Source organism: Streptomyces anthophorae (genome assembly GCF_049310305.1).
Lineage (GTDB): Bacteria > Actinomycetota > Actinomycetes > Streptomycetales > Streptomycetaceae > Streptomyces.
Genome location: NZ_JBLWQQ010000001.1, coordinates 4,252,819 through 4,270,140, shown reverse-complemented (window position 1 = coordinate 4,270,140; position 17,322 = coordinate 4,252,819). Strand labels below are relative to the sequence as shown.

At 70.4% G+C, this 17,322-nt stretch carries 22 protein-coding genes; 18 read left to right on the top strand and 4 right to left on the bottom strand.

Features of this window, described 5'->3' with window-relative positions; all coding sequences use genetic code 11:
* The first annotated feature begins 32 nt into the window (after positions 1–32).
* The 10 genes from ACNYS0_RS19215 (at position 33) to ygfZ (ending at position 6,377) form a co-directional block, all read left to right on the top strand.
* On the top strand, positions 33–287 hold the full coding sequence (locus tag ACNYS0_RS19215; RefSeq protein ID WP_399234010.1) for a MoaD/ThiS family protein: 255 nt from the start codon (positions 33–35) through the stop codon (positions 285–287).
* On the top strand, positions 223–1,281 hold the full coding sequence (locus tag ACNYS0_RS19210) for a hypothetical protein (RefSeq protein ID WP_422475227.1): 1,059 nt from the start codon (positions 223–225) through the stop codon (positions 1,279–1,281). Before ACNYS0_RS19215 ends, ACNYS0_RS19210 begins: the two co-directional genes overlap by 65 nt.
* A 100-nt stretch (positions 1,282–1,381) precedes the next feature.
* Positions 1,382–2,119: an LmeA family phospholipid-binding protein gene (locus ACNYS0_RS19205; protein WP_422475225.1), complete on the top strand. Its 738-nt coding sequence runs from the start codon at positions 1,382–1,384 to the stop codon at positions 2,117–2,119.
* Between the two features lie 212 nt (positions 2,120–2,331).
* Positions 2,332–2,412: a putative leader peptide gene (locus ACNYS0_RS19200; protein WP_352133573.1), complete on the top strand. Its 81-nt coding sequence runs from the start codon at positions 2,332–2,334 to the stop codon at positions 2,410–2,412.
* A gap of 116 nt (positions 2,413–2,528) precedes the next feature.
* Positions 2,529–3,374 (top strand): sulfurtransferase, encoded by an 846-nt coding sequence (locus ACNYS0_RS19195; protein ID WP_422408593.1) that lies wholly within the window; start codon positions 2,529–2,531, stop codon positions 3,372–3,374.
* 30 nt (positions 3,375–3,404) lie between these two features.
* Entirely contained in the window at positions 3,405–3,692 is a 288-nt protein-coding gene (locus tag ACNYS0_RS19190; protein ID WP_266712503.1) for a DUF1416 domain-containing protein, read from the top strand.
* Positions 3,693–3,803: 111 nt separating this feature from the next.
* Complete coding sequence (locus ACNYS0_RS19185) at positions 3,804–4,064, top strand: DUF3099 domain-containing protein (protein ID WP_422408594.1); 261 nt, start codon at positions 3,804–3,806, stop codon at positions 4,062–4,064.
* Positions 4,065–4,311: 247 nt separating this feature from the next.
* A complete protein-coding gene (locus ACNYS0_RS19180) occupies positions 4,312–4,884 on the top strand; it encodes a heme-binding beta-barrel domain-containing protein (RefSeq protein ID WP_422475223.1) in 573 nt (190 codons plus the stop codon).
* Between the two features lie 40 nt (positions 4,885–4,924).
* The gene (locus tag ACNYS0_RS19175) at positions 4,925–5,362 is read left to right on the top strand and encodes a Fur family transcriptional regulator (RefSeq protein ID WP_422475221.1); all 438 of its coding nucleotides are present in this window, start codon (positions 4,925–4,927) and stop codon (positions 5,360–5,362) included.
* A gap of 34 nt (positions 5,363–5,396) precedes the next feature.
* The gene (ygfZ, locus tag ACNYS0_RS19170) at positions 5,397–6,377 is read left to right on the top strand and encodes a CAF17-like 4Fe-4S cluster assembly/insertion protein YgfZ (protein WP_422475220.1); all 981 of its coding nucleotides are present in this window, start codon (positions 5,397–5,399) and stop codon (positions 6,375–6,377) included.
* Positions 6,378–6,399: 22 nt separating this feature from the next.
* Here ygfZ and dtd read toward each other — a convergent pair whose 3' ends face one another.
* Positions 6,400–6,825 (bottom strand): D-aminoacyl-tRNA deacylase, encoded by a 426-nt coding sequence (gene dtd / locus ACNYS0_RS19165; protein WP_326775119.1) that lies wholly within the window; start codon positions 6,823–6,825, stop codon positions 6,400–6,402.
* 200 nt (positions 6,826–7,025) lie between these two features.
* Here dtd and ACNYS0_RS19160 point away from each other — a divergent pair, with 200 nt between their 5' ends.
* Together ACNYS0_RS19160 and ACNYS0_RS19155 are read left to right on the top strand one after the other, a co-directional pair.
* A complete protein-coding gene (locus tag ACNYS0_RS19160; RefSeq protein WP_422475219.1) occupies positions 7,026–7,634 on the top strand; it encodes an RsiG family protein in 609 nt (202 codons plus the stop codon).
* Positions 7,635–7,875: 241 nt separating this feature from the next.
* Positions 7,876–9,174 carry a GNAT family N-acetyltransferase gene (locus tag ACNYS0_RS19155; protein ID WP_422475217.1) on the top strand — a complete coding sequence of 433 codons (1,299 nt, stop codon included), beginning with the start codon at positions 7,876–7,878 and terminating at the stop codon, positions 9,172–9,174.
* A 71-nt stretch (positions 9,175–9,245) separates the two neighbouring features.
* Here ACNYS0_RS19155 and ACNYS0_RS19150 read toward each other — a convergent pair whose 3' ends face one another.
* The gene (locus tag ACNYS0_RS19150) at positions 9,246–9,431 is read right to left on the bottom strand and encodes a hypothetical protein (protein WP_356375748.1); all 186 of its coding nucleotides are present in this window, start codon (positions 9,429–9,431) and stop codon (positions 9,246–9,248) included.
* Positions 9,432–9,596: 165 nt separating this feature from the next.
* Between ACNYS0_RS19150 and ACNYS0_RS19145 the strand changes: the two genes are divergently transcribed.
* Complete coding sequence (locus ACNYS0_RS19145) at positions 9,597–10,556, top strand: winged helix-turn-helix domain-containing protein (RefSeq protein WP_422475215.1); 960 nt, start codon at positions 9,597–9,599, stop codon at positions 10,554–10,556.
* Here the strand turns inward: ACNYS0_RS19145 and ACNYS0_RS19140 are convergent.
* Positions 10,546–10,740 (bottom strand): hypothetical protein, encoded by a 195-nt coding sequence (locus ACNYS0_RS19140; RefSeq protein WP_422408600.1) that lies wholly within the window; start codon positions 10,738–10,740, stop codon positions 10,546–10,548. The two genes, ACNYS0_RS19145 and ACNYS0_RS19140, sit on opposite strands and share 11 nt — an antisense overlap.
* A 222-nt stretch (positions 10,741–10,962) precedes the next feature.
* Between ACNYS0_RS19140 and ACNYS0_RS19135 the strand changes: the two genes are divergently transcribed.
* The 3 genes from ACNYS0_RS19135 (at position 10,963) to ACNYS0_RS19125 (ending at position 13,622) form a co-directional block, all read left to right on the top strand.
* Positions 10,963–11,850 carry a GntR family transcriptional regulator gene (locus tag ACNYS0_RS19135; protein WP_422482725.1) on the top strand — a complete coding sequence of 296 codons (888 nt, stop codon included), beginning with the start codon at positions 10,963–10,965 and terminating at the stop codon, positions 11,848–11,850.
* Positions 11,799–12,635: an HAD family hydrolase gene (locus ACNYS0_RS19130; protein WP_422475213.1), complete on the top strand. Its 837-nt coding sequence runs from the start codon at positions 11,799–11,801 to the stop codon at positions 12,633–12,635. Before ACNYS0_RS19135 ends, ACNYS0_RS19130 begins: the two co-directional genes overlap by 52 nt.
* Positions 12,636–12,734: 99 nt before the next feature.
* Positions 12,735–13,622 (top strand): winged helix-turn-helix domain-containing protein, encoded by an 888-nt coding sequence (locus tag ACNYS0_RS19125; protein WP_422475211.1) that lies wholly within the window; start codon positions 12,735–12,737, stop codon positions 13,620–13,622.
* 34 nt (positions 13,623–13,656) lie between these two features.
* Here the strand turns inward: ACNYS0_RS19125 and ACNYS0_RS19120 are convergent, their stop codons facing one another.
* Positions 13,657–13,848: a hypothetical protein gene (locus tag ACNYS0_RS19120; protein ID WP_422475209.1), complete on the bottom strand. Its 192-nt coding sequence runs from the start codon at positions 13,846–13,848 to the stop codon at positions 13,657–13,659.
* A gap of 159 nt (positions 13,849–14,007) precedes the next feature.
* Between ACNYS0_RS19120 and ACNYS0_RS19115 the strand changes: the two genes are divergently transcribed.
* Both ACNYS0_RS19115 and ACNYS0_RS19110 read left to right on the top strand, forming a co-directional pair.
* Complete coding sequence (locus tag ACNYS0_RS19115; RefSeq protein WP_422475207.1) at positions 14,008–14,886, top strand: GntR family transcriptional regulator; 879 nt, start codon at positions 14,008–14,010, stop codon at positions 14,884–14,886.
* 227 nt (positions 14,887–15,113) lie between these two features.
* Positions 15,114–17,300: a phosphotransferase gene (locus ACNYS0_RS19110; RefSeq protein WP_422475205.1), complete on the top strand. Its 2,187-nt coding sequence runs from the start codon at positions 15,114–15,116 to the stop codon at positions 17,298–17,300.
* The last annotated feature ends 22 nt before the right edge of the window (positions 17,301–17,322 follow it).

Sequence of the window (17,322 nt, the reverse complement as noted above, 5' to 3'; positions counted from 1 at the left end):
CGCAGCGGGGCGGGACCGAGAGAGGAGTCGGAATGGCGCAGGGCACGATCCGCTTCTGGGCCGCGGCCAAGGCCGCCGCCGGCGTCGCGGAGGAGCCGTACGAGGCGGAGACGCTGGCCGCGGCGCTGGAAGCGGTGCGCACGCGGCACCCCGGCGATCTCGTCCGGGTGCTCCAGCGCTCCTCGTTCCTGGTCGACGGGGACCCGGTCGGGACCCGCGGCCATGAGACGGTACGGCTTGCCGAGGGCGGCACGGTCGAGGTGCTCCCGCCGTTCGCAGGAGGATGACACCCCGATGAGCAACAACCAGCAGTACCCGTATCAGTACGACGCGCAGTACGACGCTTATACGCAGCCGCAGCAGCCGGTTCCGCAGCAGGCCTATGGCTACGATGCGGCGCCGCAGCAGCAGTGGTCGTACGAGGGCGTCCCTCAGGCTCCTGAGGCGCCCACGCCACGGGGCTCCGCCCCGGACCCCGCTGGCTCCCGTCCCAGCGCGGGGCTTGATGTGCCCACCCATGCTCAATCGCCGCAGGGGCTGGATCGTCGGGCTCAACGGCGCTCGCCGATCATCGAGCCCGGGCTCCAGCCCGCCGCGCTCACCGCCGTGCTCGGGCTTCTGCTCGCCGGTGGGGCCGCCATCGGGTCGTACGCGCTGCTCGTACCGCTCGTGCTGCTGCAAGCGGTCACGGCCGCCGGCTGGTTCCGGCTCAACGGGATGTGGCCCGCCCGCCAGGGCATCGCGCTGGCGTTCATGGGCGGCGTCGTCGCGGACATCGCGCTGCTCGTCGCGGGCCGCGACAACGGCCCCGCCGCGATCCTCGGCACGCTCGGCGTCTGGGTGCTGCTCACCCTCGTCCTCCAGCTGCGCTCGCACGCCGACCCGGACGAGCGGATGTACGGCCTGATGGCGACGGTCGCCTCCGCGGCGCTCGCGATCGTGGCGGCCGGGCACCTGGCGGCCGAGCCCGACGCGGTGACGGTCGGCGGGGTGGCCGTGGCGGTCGCGATCCTGGCCCGGGCGCTGCCGCTGCCGACCGTCGCGTCCGTGATCGTCGCGCTGCTCGCGGGCACCGGTGCGGGCATCGCGGCCGGCGGCGTCACGGACTTCGGCACGGGCGGTGCCCTGCTCGGCCTCGGCGCGGGCGCCTGCGCCGTCATCGGCCACCGCGTCGCGTCGTACGACTTCCCGTCCCGGTTCGTGCACATGACGGCGGGCGTGGCGCTTCCGCTGGCCGCGGCGGCTCCGGCGGTGTGGTTGCTGGGCCGCGCGCTCGGTTAGGCCCGTCCGGCGTTGCGGTCCCGGGGCTCTGCCCCGGACCCCGCGGGCTCTCGTCCAAGAGCGGGGCTTGATCTACCGACGGTCGCGTACCCTCCGGCCCATGCGCGCACTGCGAATACTGCTCATATTTGTCGTCGTGGTCGGCGGCCTCTTCGTGGCGGCCGACCGGGTCGCGGTCCACTTCGCCGAGAGCAAGGCCGCCGACAAGATCCGCACGAGCGAGGGGCTCGGGCAGACCCCCGACGTGTCGATCAACGGCTTCCCGTTCCTGACCCAGGTCGCGGGCGGCACCCTCGACGACGTCGAGCTCGGCATCCAGGACTTCGAGGCGAAGAGCGGCAAGAGCGACGGCGAAGCCATCCGCGTCGCCGACCTCAAGGCCGAGATGCGGGGCGTGAAGTTCGACAGCAGCTACAGCTCCGCCACCGCCGAATCGGCCACCGGCACCGCCCGTATCGACTACGCCGAACTCCTCAAGGCCGTGAAGAAGCAGGGCCCGGCCCAGGTCGCCCCCGGCATCACCGCGTGGATCGACGGGCTCGCGTACGGCGGCGACCACAAGGTCAAGGTCACGGTCGCGGTCAAGACCCCGCTCGGCACGGTGCGGCCCACGGTGCGCAGCACGGTCGACGTCAGCGGCGGCCAGGTCTCCGCGCACGCCGACAGCCTGCCGGACATCGGGGCGCTCAAGCCGGCGGAGGGCCCGATCAGGGACGTCATCGACTTCAAGCAGGCGCTCGACGACCTGCCGGCCGGGATCAAGCTCGACCGGGTGCAGGCCGTCGACCAGGGCATCGAGATCACTGTGAAGGGTTCGAACCTCGACCTGGTCGGGTAGGCCGGAACGGGCGCCGATACGGGCCGCGGACGGCGTTGGTCCGAACTGCGAGACGACGGCGTCCGCAGAGCAGATGTCGACGGGCGCCCGGCGGTGCGGCGGCGGGCCCGGGCCCACCCGGAGGCGCGATCGTTCCCACATTCCGGACGATCTCGTCTCACCATCCGACACGCCGGTGACACGGCCGCCGGTACGTCCTTACGATCGGACCCATGAAGCGACAGGCGGATCTCACGAAGCGGCGGGCAGTAGACCTGTGCCGCGTCGCCGCCATGCTCTGTCGCGCCGCCTGAGCGGGACGGCACAACTCCCGCTTTTCCCGGACCCCTCGAGGCCTACGACTCGGGGTCCCCGTGCAGTGACGCACACCCCTTTCGCATACCCCCGCAACTGCCCCGGAGGAATCAGCATGAGCCGCAGCGACGTCCTGGTAGACGCCGACTGGGTCGAGGCCAACCTCGACAACGAGAACGTGGCGATCGTCGAGGTCGACGAGGACACGTCCGCGTACGACAAGAACCACATCAAGAACGCGATCCGGATCGACTGGACCAAGGACCTCCAGGACCCGGTCCGCCGTGACTTCATCGACCAGGCCGGCTTCGAGGAGCTGCTGTCGAAGAAGGGCATCGGCAACGACACGACCGTGGTCCTCTACGGCGGCAACAACAACTGGTTCGCCTCCTACGCGTTCTGGTACTTCAAGCTCTACGGCCACCAGGACGTGAAGCTCCTCGACGGCGGCCGCAAGAAGTGGGAGCTCGACTCCCGCGACCTGGTCGACGGCTCGCAGGTCCCGAACCGCCCGGCCACGCAGTACAAGGCCAAGCCGCAGGACACGTCGATCCGCGCCTTCCGCGACGACGTCGTGAACGCGATCGGCAACAAGAACCTCGTCGACGTGCGCTCGCCCGACGAGTTCTCCGGCAAGCTGCTCGCCCCGGCCCACCTCCCGCAGGAGCAGTCGCAGCGTCCGGGCCACGTCCCGTCCGCCCGCAACATCCCGTGGTCGAAGAACGCCAACGACGACGGCACCTTCAAGTCGGACGAAGAGCTCAAGGCCCTCTACGAGGACGAGCAGGTCGACCTGTCCAAGGACACCGTCGCGTACTGCCGCATCGGTGAGCGCTCCGCGCTCACCTGGTTCGTGCTGCACGAGCTGCTCGGCCAGGAGAACGTCAAGAACTACGACGGCTCGTGGACCGAGTACGGCTCCCTCGTCGGCGTGCCGATCGAGCTCGGCGCCAACAAGTAATCAACCGCCTTAACTTCCAAGGAGAGCAGTATGTGCGGAGCGAAGGCCGGCGGCCCCGACGCCTCGACGATCAAGCCCGGTGAGACCACCATCCAGGGCCAGGTGACCAAGGACGGCGAGCCCGTCACCGGTTACGTGCGCCTCCTGGACTCGACCGGCGAGTTCACCGCCGAGGTCCCCACCTCGGCCACGGGCCAGTTCCGCTTCTACGCGGCCGAGGGCACGTGGACCCTGCGCGCCCTGGTCCCCGGCGGCCAGGCCGACCGTACGGTCGTCGCCCAGACCGGCGGGCTCGCCGAGGTCGCGATCGCCGTCTGAGCGGTCACACACGACGGCTGAAGGGCCGCACCCCGCCTGGGTTGGACGCCACTGGTACGGGTGCGGTCCTTCGGCATGTTTCCGGGGCCCGCGCGGGCTTACGCTGAAGGTATGTACGCGCGGCGAAAGCACGTCTACTTCGCCATGATGGGCGTCTGCATCGGCCTGTTCGTGCTGGCCTGGGGCGTCGTGCGGCTCTGGTCCGTGCCGGCCGCCGTCGCCATGTGCGTCGTCGCCATGGTGATCCCGCCGGTCGCCGCCATCGTCGCCAACCGGCGAGGCCCCGAGGACCGCTGGTGGGACGACCCCTCCGGCGATCCGAAGTCCGACGAGTGGTGGGACGAACTGGACGGCAAGAAGCGTCGCCCCTGACACCCGCCCCCGCCACCCGCTGTGGCCGACCTCGCCGAGAGCTCCGGTGCCCGGACGACTACAGTGGGGTCCGGCTCTGTTATCCGCATACGTTCCGCTCACCGAGGAGCAATCCCGTGCTTGAGGCCTTCTTCTCCACCCTTCTCGTCCTGGTCTGCGTCGGCGTCGTCGCCTTCGCGGGTCTGACCGTGAAGAAGCTGTACCAGGGCCAGCGCTGACCCCCCACTGAGAGACGTCTGAACCGCTCATGATCCAGATCCCGTCCGACCTGAACCCCAAGCTCGTCCCCCTTGCCTTCCTGCTGGGCACCTGGGAGGGCGCGGGCGTCCACGACTTCCCCGGTTCCGAGAAGTGCAACTTCGGCCAGGAGGTCTCCTTCACCCACGACGGCCGGGACTTCCTCGAGTACCAGTCGCACACCTGGGTGCTCGACGAAAAGGGCGAGAAGGTCCGCCCCCTGGAATCGGAGTCCGGTTTCTGGCGGATCGACGACGAGCGCAAGGTCGAGGTCGTCATGGTCCGCGACGACGGTGTCGTCGAGGTCTGGTACGGCGAGCTCGCCGACCAGAAGCCGCAGATCGACATCGCCACGGACGCGGTGGCCCGCACGGCGGCCTCCGGCCCGTACAGCGGCGGCAAGCGCCTCTACGGCTACGTGAAGAGCGACCTGATGTGGGTCGGCGAGAAGCAGACCCCCGAGGTCCCGCTGCGCCCCTACATGTCGGCCCAGCTCAAGAAGGTCGTCTCCCCGGAGGAGGTCGCCGACATGGCGCGCAACCTGCCGGACATGCCGGACGACGGCATCGCCTTCTTCAAGTAGGCCGGAACCGCTTGCCTCAAGTGGTTCTAGACTCGTGGGTGTGGTGAGCACCGACTGGAAGAGCGATCTGAGGCAGCGCGGCTACCGGCTGACGCCGCAGCGTCAGCTTGTCCTGGAAGCCGTGGACGCCCTCGAGCACGCGACCCCCGACGACATCTTGTGCGAAGTGCGCAGGACGGCGTCGGGGGTCAACATTTCTACGGTCTACCGGACCCTGGAGCTCCTGGAGGAGCTCGGGCTCGTCTCGCACGCCCATCTCGGGCACGGAGCACCCACGTACCACCTCGCCGACCGGCACCACCACATCCACATGGTGTGCCGGGACTGTACGAACGTGATCGAGGCGGACGTGGACGTCGCGGCGGAGTTCACCGCCAAGCTGCGCGAGACCTTCGGTTTCGACACCGACCTCAAGCACTTCGCGATCTTCGGACGCTGCGAGAACTGCGCGGCGGACAAGGCGCCGACGCAGGAATAAGCGCGTCCTTCCACTCGTCGTAGTGTGTGTGACCATGCAGCGACATTCAACGAACAGCCCTCTGCTGACCCTGCCAGGAGCCGTCCCCGGCGAGGGCGTGGACGAAGGCGTCGCCGCGCACTACGGCGACCTGTTCCGCGAGCAGCGTGCCCTCGCCGACGGGACGGGCGTCGTCGACCTCTCGCACCGCGGCGTGATCACGGTCACCGGTGACGACCGGCTGGGCTGGCTGCACCTGCTGCTCACCCAGCACATGGAGCAGCTGGAGCCGGGCCGGGCGACCGAGGCCCTGATCCTCTCCGCCAACGGACACATCGAGCACGCCCTGTACCTCGTCGACGACGGCACGACGACGTGGGCGCACGTCGAGCCGGGCACGCAGGAGGCCCTCCTCGCGTACCTGGAGTCGATGAAGTTCTTCTACCGGGTCGAGGCAGCCGACCGGACGGACGAGTTCGCCGTCGTGCATCTGCCGGCCGGTTCGATCGCGCCGGTGCCGGACGGGGCGGCGGTGCGCGAGACGCCGCACGGCCGCGATCTGTTCCTGCCGCGCGCCGGCCTGGAGTCGTACGTGGAGGAGAACGGTCCGGCGGTCGGCCTGCTCGCGTACGAGGCGCTGCGCGTCGAGCAGCACCGGCCGCGCTTCGGCTTCGAGACGGACCACCGCACGATCCCGCACGAGCTGGGCTGGATCGGCTCGGCCGTGCACCTTCAGAAGGGCTGCTACCGGGGGCAGGAGACCGTCGCCCGCGTGCAGAACCTGGGCAAGCCGCCGCGCCGTCTCGTCTTTCTGCACCTGGACGGCAGCGAGGTGCACCTGCCGCCGCACGGCGCCGAGGTGCGGCTGGCCGCCGACGGGCCCGAGGGCCGGAAGATCGGCTTCGTGACGACGTCGGTGCGCCACCACGAGCTGGGCCCGATCGCGCTCGCGGTCATCAAGCGGAACGTGCCGGCCGACGCGGAGCTCCTCGCGGAGGCCACGGCGGCGTCGCAGGAAGTCGTCGTCGAACCGTAGTTCCATGGCCCCGTCGGGTGGGCTACATCTCCAGCAGCACCGTGAACGGGCCGTCGTTCGTCAGGGACACCCGCATCTGTGCCCCGAACCGGCCCGTCGCCACGGTGGCGCCGAGCGCCCGCAGCTGCGCCACCACCTCGTCGACCAGCGGCTCGGCGACCGGTCCTGGCGCCGCGGCGTTCCAGGTGGGGCGGCGGCCCTTGCGGGCGTCCCCGTAGAGCGTGAACTGGCTGATCACGAGGAGCGGCGCGTCGATGTCGCTGCACGACTTCTCGTCGGCGAGCATCCGCACCGACCAGAGTTTGCGGGCCAGTTGGGCCGCCTTCTCCTTGGTGTCCTCGTGCGTGACCCCGACGAGGACGCACAGCCCCTCGCCCTTGATCTCGCCGACGACCTCGTCCTCCACGACGACGCTCGCGCCGTCCACCCTCTGCACCACTGCTCGCATACGGCCATCATGCCGTGCGCCGATTTTCGTGCCCCCCAAGGGGTTTGAACATGCTCCCCAACCCCCCATCCGGGGCGGATCTGGGGCACTCGGGCCCTAAGCGGCCATGGGGAGTGGCACCATGCTGAGACGCGGTGCGTCGGTGGCGTGCGGCGCGGTCCGGTCGAGGGGACGGTAAGCAGACCATGGATACCCATGCCATGAGCCACACAACGAGTACGGGGCTGCCCGGGCAGCCCGTATCGCTGACGCACAAGGAGCGGGTGGCGCCGCTGTCCCGCCCGCCGGCCCAGCGCACCGACAGCCCCGAGCTGCCGGCCGTGCCCGCCCCGGACCTGTCGGCCCTGCGCCTGCCGGAGCTGCGCACGCTGCGCCGCGACTCCCAGCAGAACGAGGCGGACCTGAGCTACGTACGACGCCTGCTCCAGGGCCGGATCGACATCCTGCGGGCCGAGCTGGACCGGCGGAAGGACCCCGAGGGCCCGGTCGTGGACCGGCTCTCGGAGATCCTCCGGGACCAGCCGACGCGGCAGCGCTCCTCCGCCCGGCACGTCACGGTCGGCATCCCGCACAGCGAGGAGTCCCGGCGCCTCGCCCAGGAGATGCTCGCCGAGGTGGAGCTCTCCGACCTGGCGGCCCGCACGGACGCCGAACTGCACACGGCGATGGGCCGCCTGGTCCGCTACGAGCAGCAGGTCTCGCGCCGCCGCCACCAGTTGCAGGGCACGGCGGACGATTGCAGCGCGGAGATCGCCCGCCGCTACCGCGCGGGCGAGGCCCAGGTGGACGACCTCTTGGGCGGCAACTGAGCCCAATCAAGCCCATCCGGCATTGAGGCGCGGGCCGGGTAGCCGAGGCAAATCAAGCCCCGCCGGCGATTGAGGCGCGGGGTCCGGGGCGGAGCCCCGTGCGGTGCCGCGTACGCCTCACGGGTCCCGGGCGGAGCCCCGTGCGGTGCCGCGTACGCCTCACGCGCCCCGGGCGGAGCCCCACCGCGGCGCGGGAAGAATCGGGGCGACACACACGTCCGCCCCCACCTAGCGTGACCGCATGAATAACCCGGCCCCCGCCCCCACCCCCGCCGCGAGCGCAGCGCCCACCGTACGGGCCGTGACCGAGGACGAGTTGCCCGACTGGTGCCGCGCCCTCAACACCGGTTTCCTCCGCCCACCGACCACCTCCCCGCAGACGGTCGCCAAACGCCGCGCCCACTTCGACCTCACCCGCACCCGCGCCGCCTTCGCCCCCGCCGGAGGCACCGGCACCCGGCAGGTCGCCACGTTCCGCTCCTTCGCGCAGGAGCTCACCGTCCCGGGCGGCGCCACCGTCCCCACGGACGCGATCACCAACGTCACCGTCAGCCCCACCCACCGCCGTCGCGGCCTGCTCAGCCGCATGATGGCGGCGGATCTCGCCGAGGCGAAGGAGCGCGGCGACGTCGCGGCGACGCTGATCGCGGCGGAGTACCCGATCTACGGCCGGTTCGGGTTCGGCCCGGCCGCCACCGCCACCGTGTGGGAGGTCGACGTGCCGCGGGCCGGCCTCGACCCGCGCTGGTCGGGCCCGGACGACGGCGGCCGCGTGGACCTGGCGGACCCGGAGGAGGTGCGCAAGGTCGGTCCGGAGCTGCACGAGCGGCTGCGCGCCCGCGTCGCGGGTGTGGTGTCGCGGGACGAGCACTGGTGGGAGTACAACACCGGCCTGTGGCCGACCCTCGAGGACCCGTGGACGGAGCCGTTCCACGCGGTGTACCGCAATGCGCGCGGCGAGGTGGAGGGCCTGGTCGCGTACCGGGCCGACCCCCACTGGGGCGACGGCAAGCAGCCGCAGAACACGGCGCAGGTGCAGCAGTTGATCGCCGTCACGACGGCCGCCGAGCGCGCCCTGTGGACGTATGTCTGCTCCGTGGACTGGATCACCACGGTGCGCTCCGGGCTTCGCGCCCCCGACGACCTGCTGCCGCACCTGCTGCCCGACCCGCGCGCCGCCCGCGTCGTGACGCAGGCCGACTTCCTGTGGGTGCGGATCCTGGACGTGGCCCGGGCCCTGGAGGCGCGCTCGTACGAGACGAGCGGGGAGTTCGCGTTCGAGGTGCTCGACCCCGCGGGCCTCGCGGGCGGGCGGTTCACGCTGACGGCGGCGCCCGGCGGGGCGGTCTGTTCGCCGGGCGCCGCCTCCCCGCAACTCACGGTCGACGTACGCGAGTTGGGGGCGCTGTGGCTGGGCGACGAGTCCGCGGTGCGGCTCGCGGCCCTGGGACGGCTCGTGGAGCACGAGGCGGGCGCCGCCGCCGGGTTCGGCGCCCTGCTGCGTACGGCGCGGCGGCCGTGGTGTCCCGACGTGTTCTGAGCCGCGGCCCCGCGCGCGTACGGACGTTCTGACCGACCGGGCTCCCGGCTCCCCTCCGGAAGGGAGCCCGGTCAGCCGCTCTGGGCGAGCAGCATGACGAGGACGACGGCCCCGATGCCGCTGATCACGGTGTTCTTGGCCTTGAGGCCGACGGAGAGAACGATGAAGGCGATGATGCCCATCGGCCCGTACTTCCACTGGATGAGCTGCTCGAACCCGATGGCGAGTGCGGCGACGACGATGGCGAAGAGCGGCATTGTCCTACCTCCTTCAGGACCAGTGGTCCTCGTGGTCACCAACTTCAGGTCCCCCGACCATGTCCGGGAAGTTGGCCACCAACTCAAAGGTAGTTATCTCCATTGAAGAGCGGCTCATAACCACCTTCACGTCAACTCCCCAAAGATGGCGGGAAGTTGTACGGTTTGGTTGTGAGTGGGGAGCATGCAGCCGTCAACGGACGGCCCAGGTCACAGCGGGCACGACCCACGTACCGCGAAGTGGCCGACGCGCTGCGCGACCGGATCACCTCCGGTCGCCTGAGTCCCGGCCAACGGATGCCTACACAGGCACAGTTGGCGGGCGAGTTCGGTGTGGAGCGCTCCGCCGTACGCCAGGCGCTGCGCATTCTTCAGACCGAGCAACTGTTGGTGAACGCCTCGAAGGGCAGCCCGCCCACGGTCGCGCGGCAGCCGCGGCCCGGCGCGCTCGGCCCCGAGGCGCCGCCGCAGCCGACCATGGTGGGGCTCGCCCCGCGCATCGCCGCGGCCTTCGAGCAGGCCGACGTGGAGATCGACGCGCTGTGCCTGACGGCGGTCTCCCTGACGCTCGCGATGGGCGAGCCGCTGCGCCTCATCCACGAGGGCCGCACGAAACCGGCCAGGGTGCGCGTGCGGGTGCTGCTGCCGAGCCGGAACATCGACCTCGCGTTTCCCGCGCCCGCGCCACCGCCGGCCGCCGCGCCCGTGTCGCGGGCGGCGGAGGCCCTGCGGGAGGAGGAGGCGGTGGGCGACTGGCTGCGGCGCGACTGGCTGGCGCAGCGCAACGCGCAGGGGCAGGTGCTGCGCCACAACCTGCTGGCCCTGCGCACCACGCACAGCATGGACGTCGCCGTGGAGTTCCGCGCGCTGCCGTTCACGCCCCCGGTCAAGCTCTACCTGCTCAACAGCAACGAGGCGCTGTTCGCGTACTACACGCTGTCCAGACGCGGCGAGCAGATCGACCACGAGCGGGTGGACGTGTACGACGCCGAGGGCGTGCAGCAGATGCTCTTCGCGTTCGAGCACGGGGCGGGGCTGCGCGACACGACGTTCGTGGAGCAGTCCCACCTGTGGTTCAACGGCCTGTGGAACACGATCAGCCAGGACCTGACGCTCAGTTCGTGAGGGCGGGCCCGGCCACCGTGAGGGCGAGCAGGACGCCGCCCATGGAACTGCAGGTGGCGTTCCTGGCCTTGGCGCCGATGGCGAGCAGGAGCAGTCCTGCGAGTCCCGCCGGACCGTAGTGCCACTGCGCGAGCTGCTCGAAGGTGATCACGACCACCGCGGAGAGGAGGCTCAGAACGGACATGGTGGTTCCCCCTGCTTCGGCGTTGCTTCGCTGATGGGCCTTACCTGGTCTCCTTCGCTGCCACCATTGGCCACCTTCCTCCAAGTTGGCGACCAACTGCACTGGAGTTGTCCCCACTTGGTCGTGGTATATAAACAGGAGGGCGACAACTCTTGCCAAATCAAGGTGAGTTGTGCCGTTTGGCGGTGACCCAGGGAATCAGGGGAGCAGGGCGTGGCGGACATGGCAGACGTGACACTGAACGGCAGGAGAAGGCTCACGGCCCAGGAGATCGCCGACCGGCTCCGCGAGCGCATCAGGGAGGGTGCGCTCCGGCCGGGCGACCAACTGCCCACGCAGGCCACGCTCGCCGACGAGTTCGGCGTCGAGCGCGGCACGGTCCGTCAGGCGCTCCAGCTCCTGGAGACGGACGGCCTGCTGAGCAAGCGCAGCAAGGGCAGCCCCCCGCGCATCGCCCCGGGAACCGCCGCCCGCGACGAGCCGCAGCCCTCCATGGTCGCCCTCGCCCCTCGCCTGGTCGAGGCCTTCCACGCCCCCCACGTCCGTATCGACGCGGTCTGCATGACCTCGGAGACCCTGATGCTGGCCCTCGGCGAGCCGCTGCGCCACATCCACGAGGGCCGGATCCGCCCCGAGTCCCTCGACGTACGCATCCTGCTGCCCAGCCGCGACATCGACCTCGCCTTCCCCGTGCCGGTCCCGGACGACAGCGACGGCGTCGACCACGAGGAGTCGGTCGCGGTGCACAACCGCTGGCTCGCCACGCGCAACGCGCAGGGCCAGGTGCTGCGCCACAACCTGCGCTCCCTGCGCTCCTCGCACGACATCGACGTGCGGGTGACCTTCCGCGCCCTCCCGTTCACCCCGCCGGTCAAGCTCTATCTGCTGAACCAGTCCGAGGCGCTCCTGTCGTACTACATGGTCACGCGGCGCGAGGAGGAGATCGACAACGACACCAAGCTGGAGATGTTCTCCGCCACCGGCACCCAGGCGCTGCTCTTCTCCTTCGAGGAGCGGGCGGGCCACCGGGACCGGACCTTCGTGGAGGAGTCGCAGAAGTGGTTCGACGCCCTATGGGAAACCATCACGTCCGACCTGACACTCTCCTAGTGACTTCAGAGACGACGAAGCAGACTGTTCCGGTGGCAGAAGAGACCGAATCAAGCCGGGAAACGACCGAAGCGGGTGACGCCCGCGAGTCGGGCACCCTCGCCGAGCTGATCGCGGGCGCCCGCCATGTCCTCTTCGACTTCGACGGGCCGATCTGCCGGCTGTTCGCGGGCCGCCCCGCGTCGGGGATCGCGCGCCAGCAGGTGGAGTGGCTGGACGCGCAGGGGCTCGGCGACGTGCTGACGGACGAGGAACGCGCCGACGTGGACCCGCACGCGGCCCTGCGCCGCCTCGGCGGGGCGCGGCCGGACAGCGACCTGGTCCAGGAGATGGAGAGCCGGCTCACCGAACAGGAGCTGCGCGCCGTCGCCTCGGCCTGGCCCACTCAGCACGCGGACCCGCTGATCCGCACCTGGACCGCGGTCGGCACGCGCCTCGCCATCACCACCAACAACTCGGCCGAAGCGGCCCGCCGCTACATCGCGGGCCGCGGCCTGTCCGGCTGCTTCGAACCGCACATCTACGGCCGCACCAGCGATCTGGCACGCCTCAAACCGGACCCGTACTGCCTCAACCGCGCCATGTCGGCGATGGGGGCGGCGCCCGGGTCCACGCTGATGATCGGCGACGCGGTGACGGACCTGGTGGCCGCGCGGGAGGCGGGCGTCGCGTTTCTGGGCTACGCGCGTCATGCCCGCAAGGAGAGTGTGCTGCGGGAGGCGGGGGCGCGGCAGGTGATCGGCTCCCTGGAGCCGATCATCGACATCCTGCTGGGTCGCGGCTGACCTGCGACTCCCTCATCCCTTCCCGCACAGCGGGTGGAGTTGGCAGCCAACTGCCGTAGAGTTGTACGGACTTGGTCAAGGGGGTGAGGGGAGATCGTCGTGGCGAACGTTGATACGGAGAACGCCCCCAGACCGACCGCCGAAGACATCGCAGGCACCCTGCGGCAGCGGATCGTCGGCGGCGACCTCAGGCCCGGCGAGCGCCTCCCGACGCAGGCCGCGCTCGCCCGTGAATTCGGAGTGGAACGCGGCACGGTCCGCAACGCGCTCCAACTCCTGCGTGTGGACGGCCTGTTGGCCAACCTGGGCAAGGGCAGCCCACCCACGGTGTCCCGCCCGAAGGAGCAGCCGTCCCTCGGCGCGCAGACGGCACGGAGCATCCTCGGCCCACGCCTGGTGGCGGCGTTCGAGGCGCCGCACGTGTACGTGGACGTGGCGAGCCTGACCGGGGAGACGCTGGTGACGGCGCTGGGGGAGCCCCTGGGAAAGGTGTACGAGGGGGTGCTGCGGCCGGAGTCGGTGCGGGTGCGGATGGTGGTGCCGGGCCCGGGCAAGGACGTCGACTACCCCGCGCCCGTGGCCGGCTGGGGATCCGACGAAAAGCTCGACGAGGCGGTGCGGCGGCGCGGCCGGATCCAGTGGGCCTCGCAGCGCATGGTGCTGGACAACGCCTTCAGGGGGCTGCGCGACCACGGCATCGACGCGAGCTTCGAGTTCCGCTTCGTCTCCGGCGTGCCGACCAGGAAGGTGTACCTCCTGAACCGGCAGGAGGTGCTGGTCGGGCACTACATTCCGGGGCGGTTCGAGCGGGAGATCGACGACTACGAGGGCGGGGACACGGTGGAGCTCGTGGACGTGGAGGGCTTCGAAACGGAGATGTTCCCCTTCGCCCGCTCCACCGGCGAGGACCAGGCGGCTTTCGTGGACGGCGAACAGGCGATGTTCGACGGCTTGTGGGAGCACGTGGCGCGGCGCGGGCGGGGTTGAGTCGGACTTGACTCGGGCCTGACTCAGGCCTGACTCAGGCCTGAGTCAAGGCGAGGAACACCAGGGCGGCCCCGGCCAGCCCCCAGGCCGTCGACTTCCGCTCGGCCGACAGGAGCAGGGTGAGGGCGGCGAGGGCCAAGAGCCCGAGGCCCCCGTACTCGGACTGGACGAACAGCTCCAGACCGTAGCCGAGCACGGTCGCCAGCAACTGCGGCATCGGATTCACGGGGTCCCACCCTTCAACTGTCGGCCAACCAGTCCAATTGGACTGTTGGACTTGGATTGGTCTTCCCCGGCCCGACAGATCGTTAATCAATGCCCGGGAAAGGCGCGGAAGTTGACTGAATCCGGTGTGCGGTTGGGCTGACGGAGGTACTTTCTTCCCGTGACGAGCAGCCGGAGCGGAGCCAGCGGCGGCAAAGAGGTCTTCCGTGTCGTGGAGGAGCTGCGCGCGCGGATGGCCGGCGGCGTGTACTCGCTGGGGTCCCTGTTGCCGGCCCAGCGGCCCCTGGCCGAGGAGTTCGGCGTGTCCCGGGACACGGTGCAGCGCGCGCTCAAGCAGCTGCGCACCGAGGGCTGGGTCGAGTCGAAGCAGGGCAGTGGGACCCGTGTCGTCCGGGCGCAGGAGGCGCAGTCGTACACCGCGCGGGCGGCGATAGAGGGGCGGGTGACGCTGCGCGGATTCTTCGACGAGGCCTTCGCGGGGCCCGAGGTCCTGCTCGACGTGTTCACCCTGACGTCGGAGTCGCTCGACATGCAGGTGAAGGGCCAGATCGAGCGGATCAGACTCGGCGAGGTGGCTCCCCGGAGCATCGCCATCCGGATGCTGCTCCCCGACGAGTCCCTCGACCTGCCCTACCCGCGGGCCCTGGACGACCCGGACGGGCGGCTGACCGCGGAGTTGAAGGACCGGTTGCTGGAGATCACGCGGCGGCACAGCTCGTCCATGCAGGTGGAGCTTCGGCAGCTGGAGGCAGAGGGGCTCGTGGAGTCCGCGAGCATCGAGATCCGGCACGTGAAGCTCACGCCGACGTCGAAGCTGTACCTGGTCGGGGGCGAGCAGGCGCTGCACGGCCCGTACGAGGTCATCGAGCGGCCCATCGTCCTGGACGACGAGGTGACGGTCCAGGCGCTGGACGTGCTGGGCCTCGGCGCCAAACTCACGCACTACGTCAAGGACGGCAACGAGAACTCGCGGGGGTCGGTCTTTCTGCGGAGCTGGCAGGCGTGGTTCGACTCGCTGTGGAACCACTTGGCGGGCTGAAGGTGCGCCGATAGACGCACCGATAGACGCACCGAAAGACGAACTGAGTCGACCGGGGTTCGAACGCCTTACCCCTGTGCGGGTTTCTTTACACCTCGGAAACCGCTCACTCTGCTCACTCGGGTCGTGAGGGGCCCGCATGGGCGCTACTGTGTGGCCCTGTTTGTTACGGCCCGTTGAGGATTCAGGAGCGGCCTGTGGGCGCTGTCATCGCCCCGAGTGCCCCGATGCCGGATGTGGTTGCCGGCGAGCAGGTCGCCGACGTCTGGCGCCGTGTCGTGGAACGGGCGCAGCGCAGCGGAGAGCGGACGAGCGGTCACCACAATCTCAACCATGTGGTGCGGCTGACCGACGAGGAGGCGCTCGCCCTGGAACGTCCCCTCGGCTCGAAGGTCATGGTCCGGCAGCGCAGGACCGGCGTGGCCCCCGTGGTGATCAGGACCTGGGGCGACGAGCCGGACGTCCTTGAGGCGTTACGGGGCAGCGGGGGGCCGGTGCCGCAGTGCCTCGACCGGTTCGAGGGCGGCGCGGTCCACAGCTACCTGGAGGGCACCCCCCTCTCCAGCATCTGCCGGAACGGCGACCGCGTCGATCCACAGCTGATCCAGGCGTTCGCCGAGCTGCTCGCGGACATGGCGCGGGTGCCCGAGTCCTCCCTCCCGGCCCGCCCCGACTACTGGCCGAAGGACGGGGACAGCAGGGGATTCCTGAGGATGCTCCTGACGCAGGCGGAGGAGCAGATCCGGCGGCCGAACTGGCCTGAGTTCGGTGGACTGTTCGCGGCGCTCGGCGTTCCGGAGAACGCGCTGCGGCTCTACCAGCACTGGGCGCCGAGGATGACCTCCCGCCCGTTCCACCTCCTCCACGGGGACCTGCACCGGGGGAACGTGATCGTCACGCACGACGGTGAGCCCCGGCTGCTCTGGGTGGACTGGGAGCTGGCGACGTACGGCGACCCGCTGCACGACTTGGCCGTGCACCTGGTGCGCATGAACTACCCCCGTGAGCAGCGCAACGAGGTCGTGGAGCGCTGGCACAAGGCGATGTGGAGCGTCCGGCACGAGGCGGTCGCGGGGCTCGACCCCGACCTGCGGCACTACCTCGACTTCGAGCACGCGCAGTCCGTGTACCCGGACGTGATCCGGGCGGCCGGATCGCTCGAGGAGCGGTTCAGCCAGAGCGACCTGGAGCGGGCGGCCGCCGAGGTGCACCGTGCCCTGAAGGTGGCCTCGCGCCCGCTGAGGCTGCGCAACGTGCTGACGCCCTCCGCGATCGAACCGCTGCTCTACCGGTGGCGGGTGGCCAGGGGCGGCCGTCACCGGGGCAAGGTCTTCTCCTCGTCCATCCACTGGGAGCCGGACACGGGGCTTCCGCTCCTGGACGACTTCCCTCCGGAACACGTCGAGGAGGCCTTGTGGGCGGAGGGCGTCGCCCCGGCGTCGCACGTCTTCAAGGGGACGGCGCACCTGGGGACGTTCGTCGAGGTCAGGGGCTTCGGCCGGGTCATGGTGCGCCGGAAGGTGGTGGACACCGTCACTCCGATCGAGCCGAGGTTCCTCAATGAGCACAAGGTGCTCCGGGCGATCGAGGAATCGGGCGCCGAGGTCAGCATCTCCCGGGTGCTCGCACTCGGGACGAGCGACCTGGGGGACCAGTTCACCATCCAGTCGTACGCCGGGCACCACCGCGCCCGCGGCGGCCCGCAGCACCCGGAGCACGGGCTGCTGCCCGGCGAAGTGATCGATCTGGTCGACCAGTTGTGCCAACTCGCGCAGGCCGACATCGAGGTGAAGCCGCAGGACATGGACGGGCTGGGCTTCTACCCGTGGCTGAGCCGCCAACTTCACCTGATGGTCAGAGAGTTGGCGCCCTCGACGAAGGACCTCGCCGCCCGGCTCGGGCTGCCGGACGAGGACGAGCTGGAGGCCCGGCTGCTGCGGCACCGCGTACAGCGGCGCACCCACGGGCTGCTGCACGGCGACCTGAACCCCTGGAACCTCGTCAGGCGCGAGGGCAGAACCGGCCTCACCCTCATCGACTGGGAGATGGCGATGGTAGGGGACCCGCTGTACGACCTGGTGCGGCACATCCACCTGACGCCGACGACCCGGGAGGTCCGGGAGCGGATGTACGCCCGCTGGTCGCAGCGGATGAAGCCCGAGTACACAGACGGCTGGCAGAGCGACGTCCCCGTCTACCAGGGCCTCGAAGTGGTCCGTTCCGCCTACGTGGACCTGGACCGCCTGGTCACGGGCTCCGGCCTGGACGCCCCGAACGTGCGGCGTGCCGTGGGCTCCTACACGACGACGCTCCGCAAGGCCCTGGCCTGGCTGGAGATGCCCGCGGGGGTGGCCCGTGCGGCCAATCCGTACCTCGCTCTCGCCCTGCCGCGCGGCGAGCAGGAAGTGAAGTAGGGGCCCGGACCGGCCCGTACGC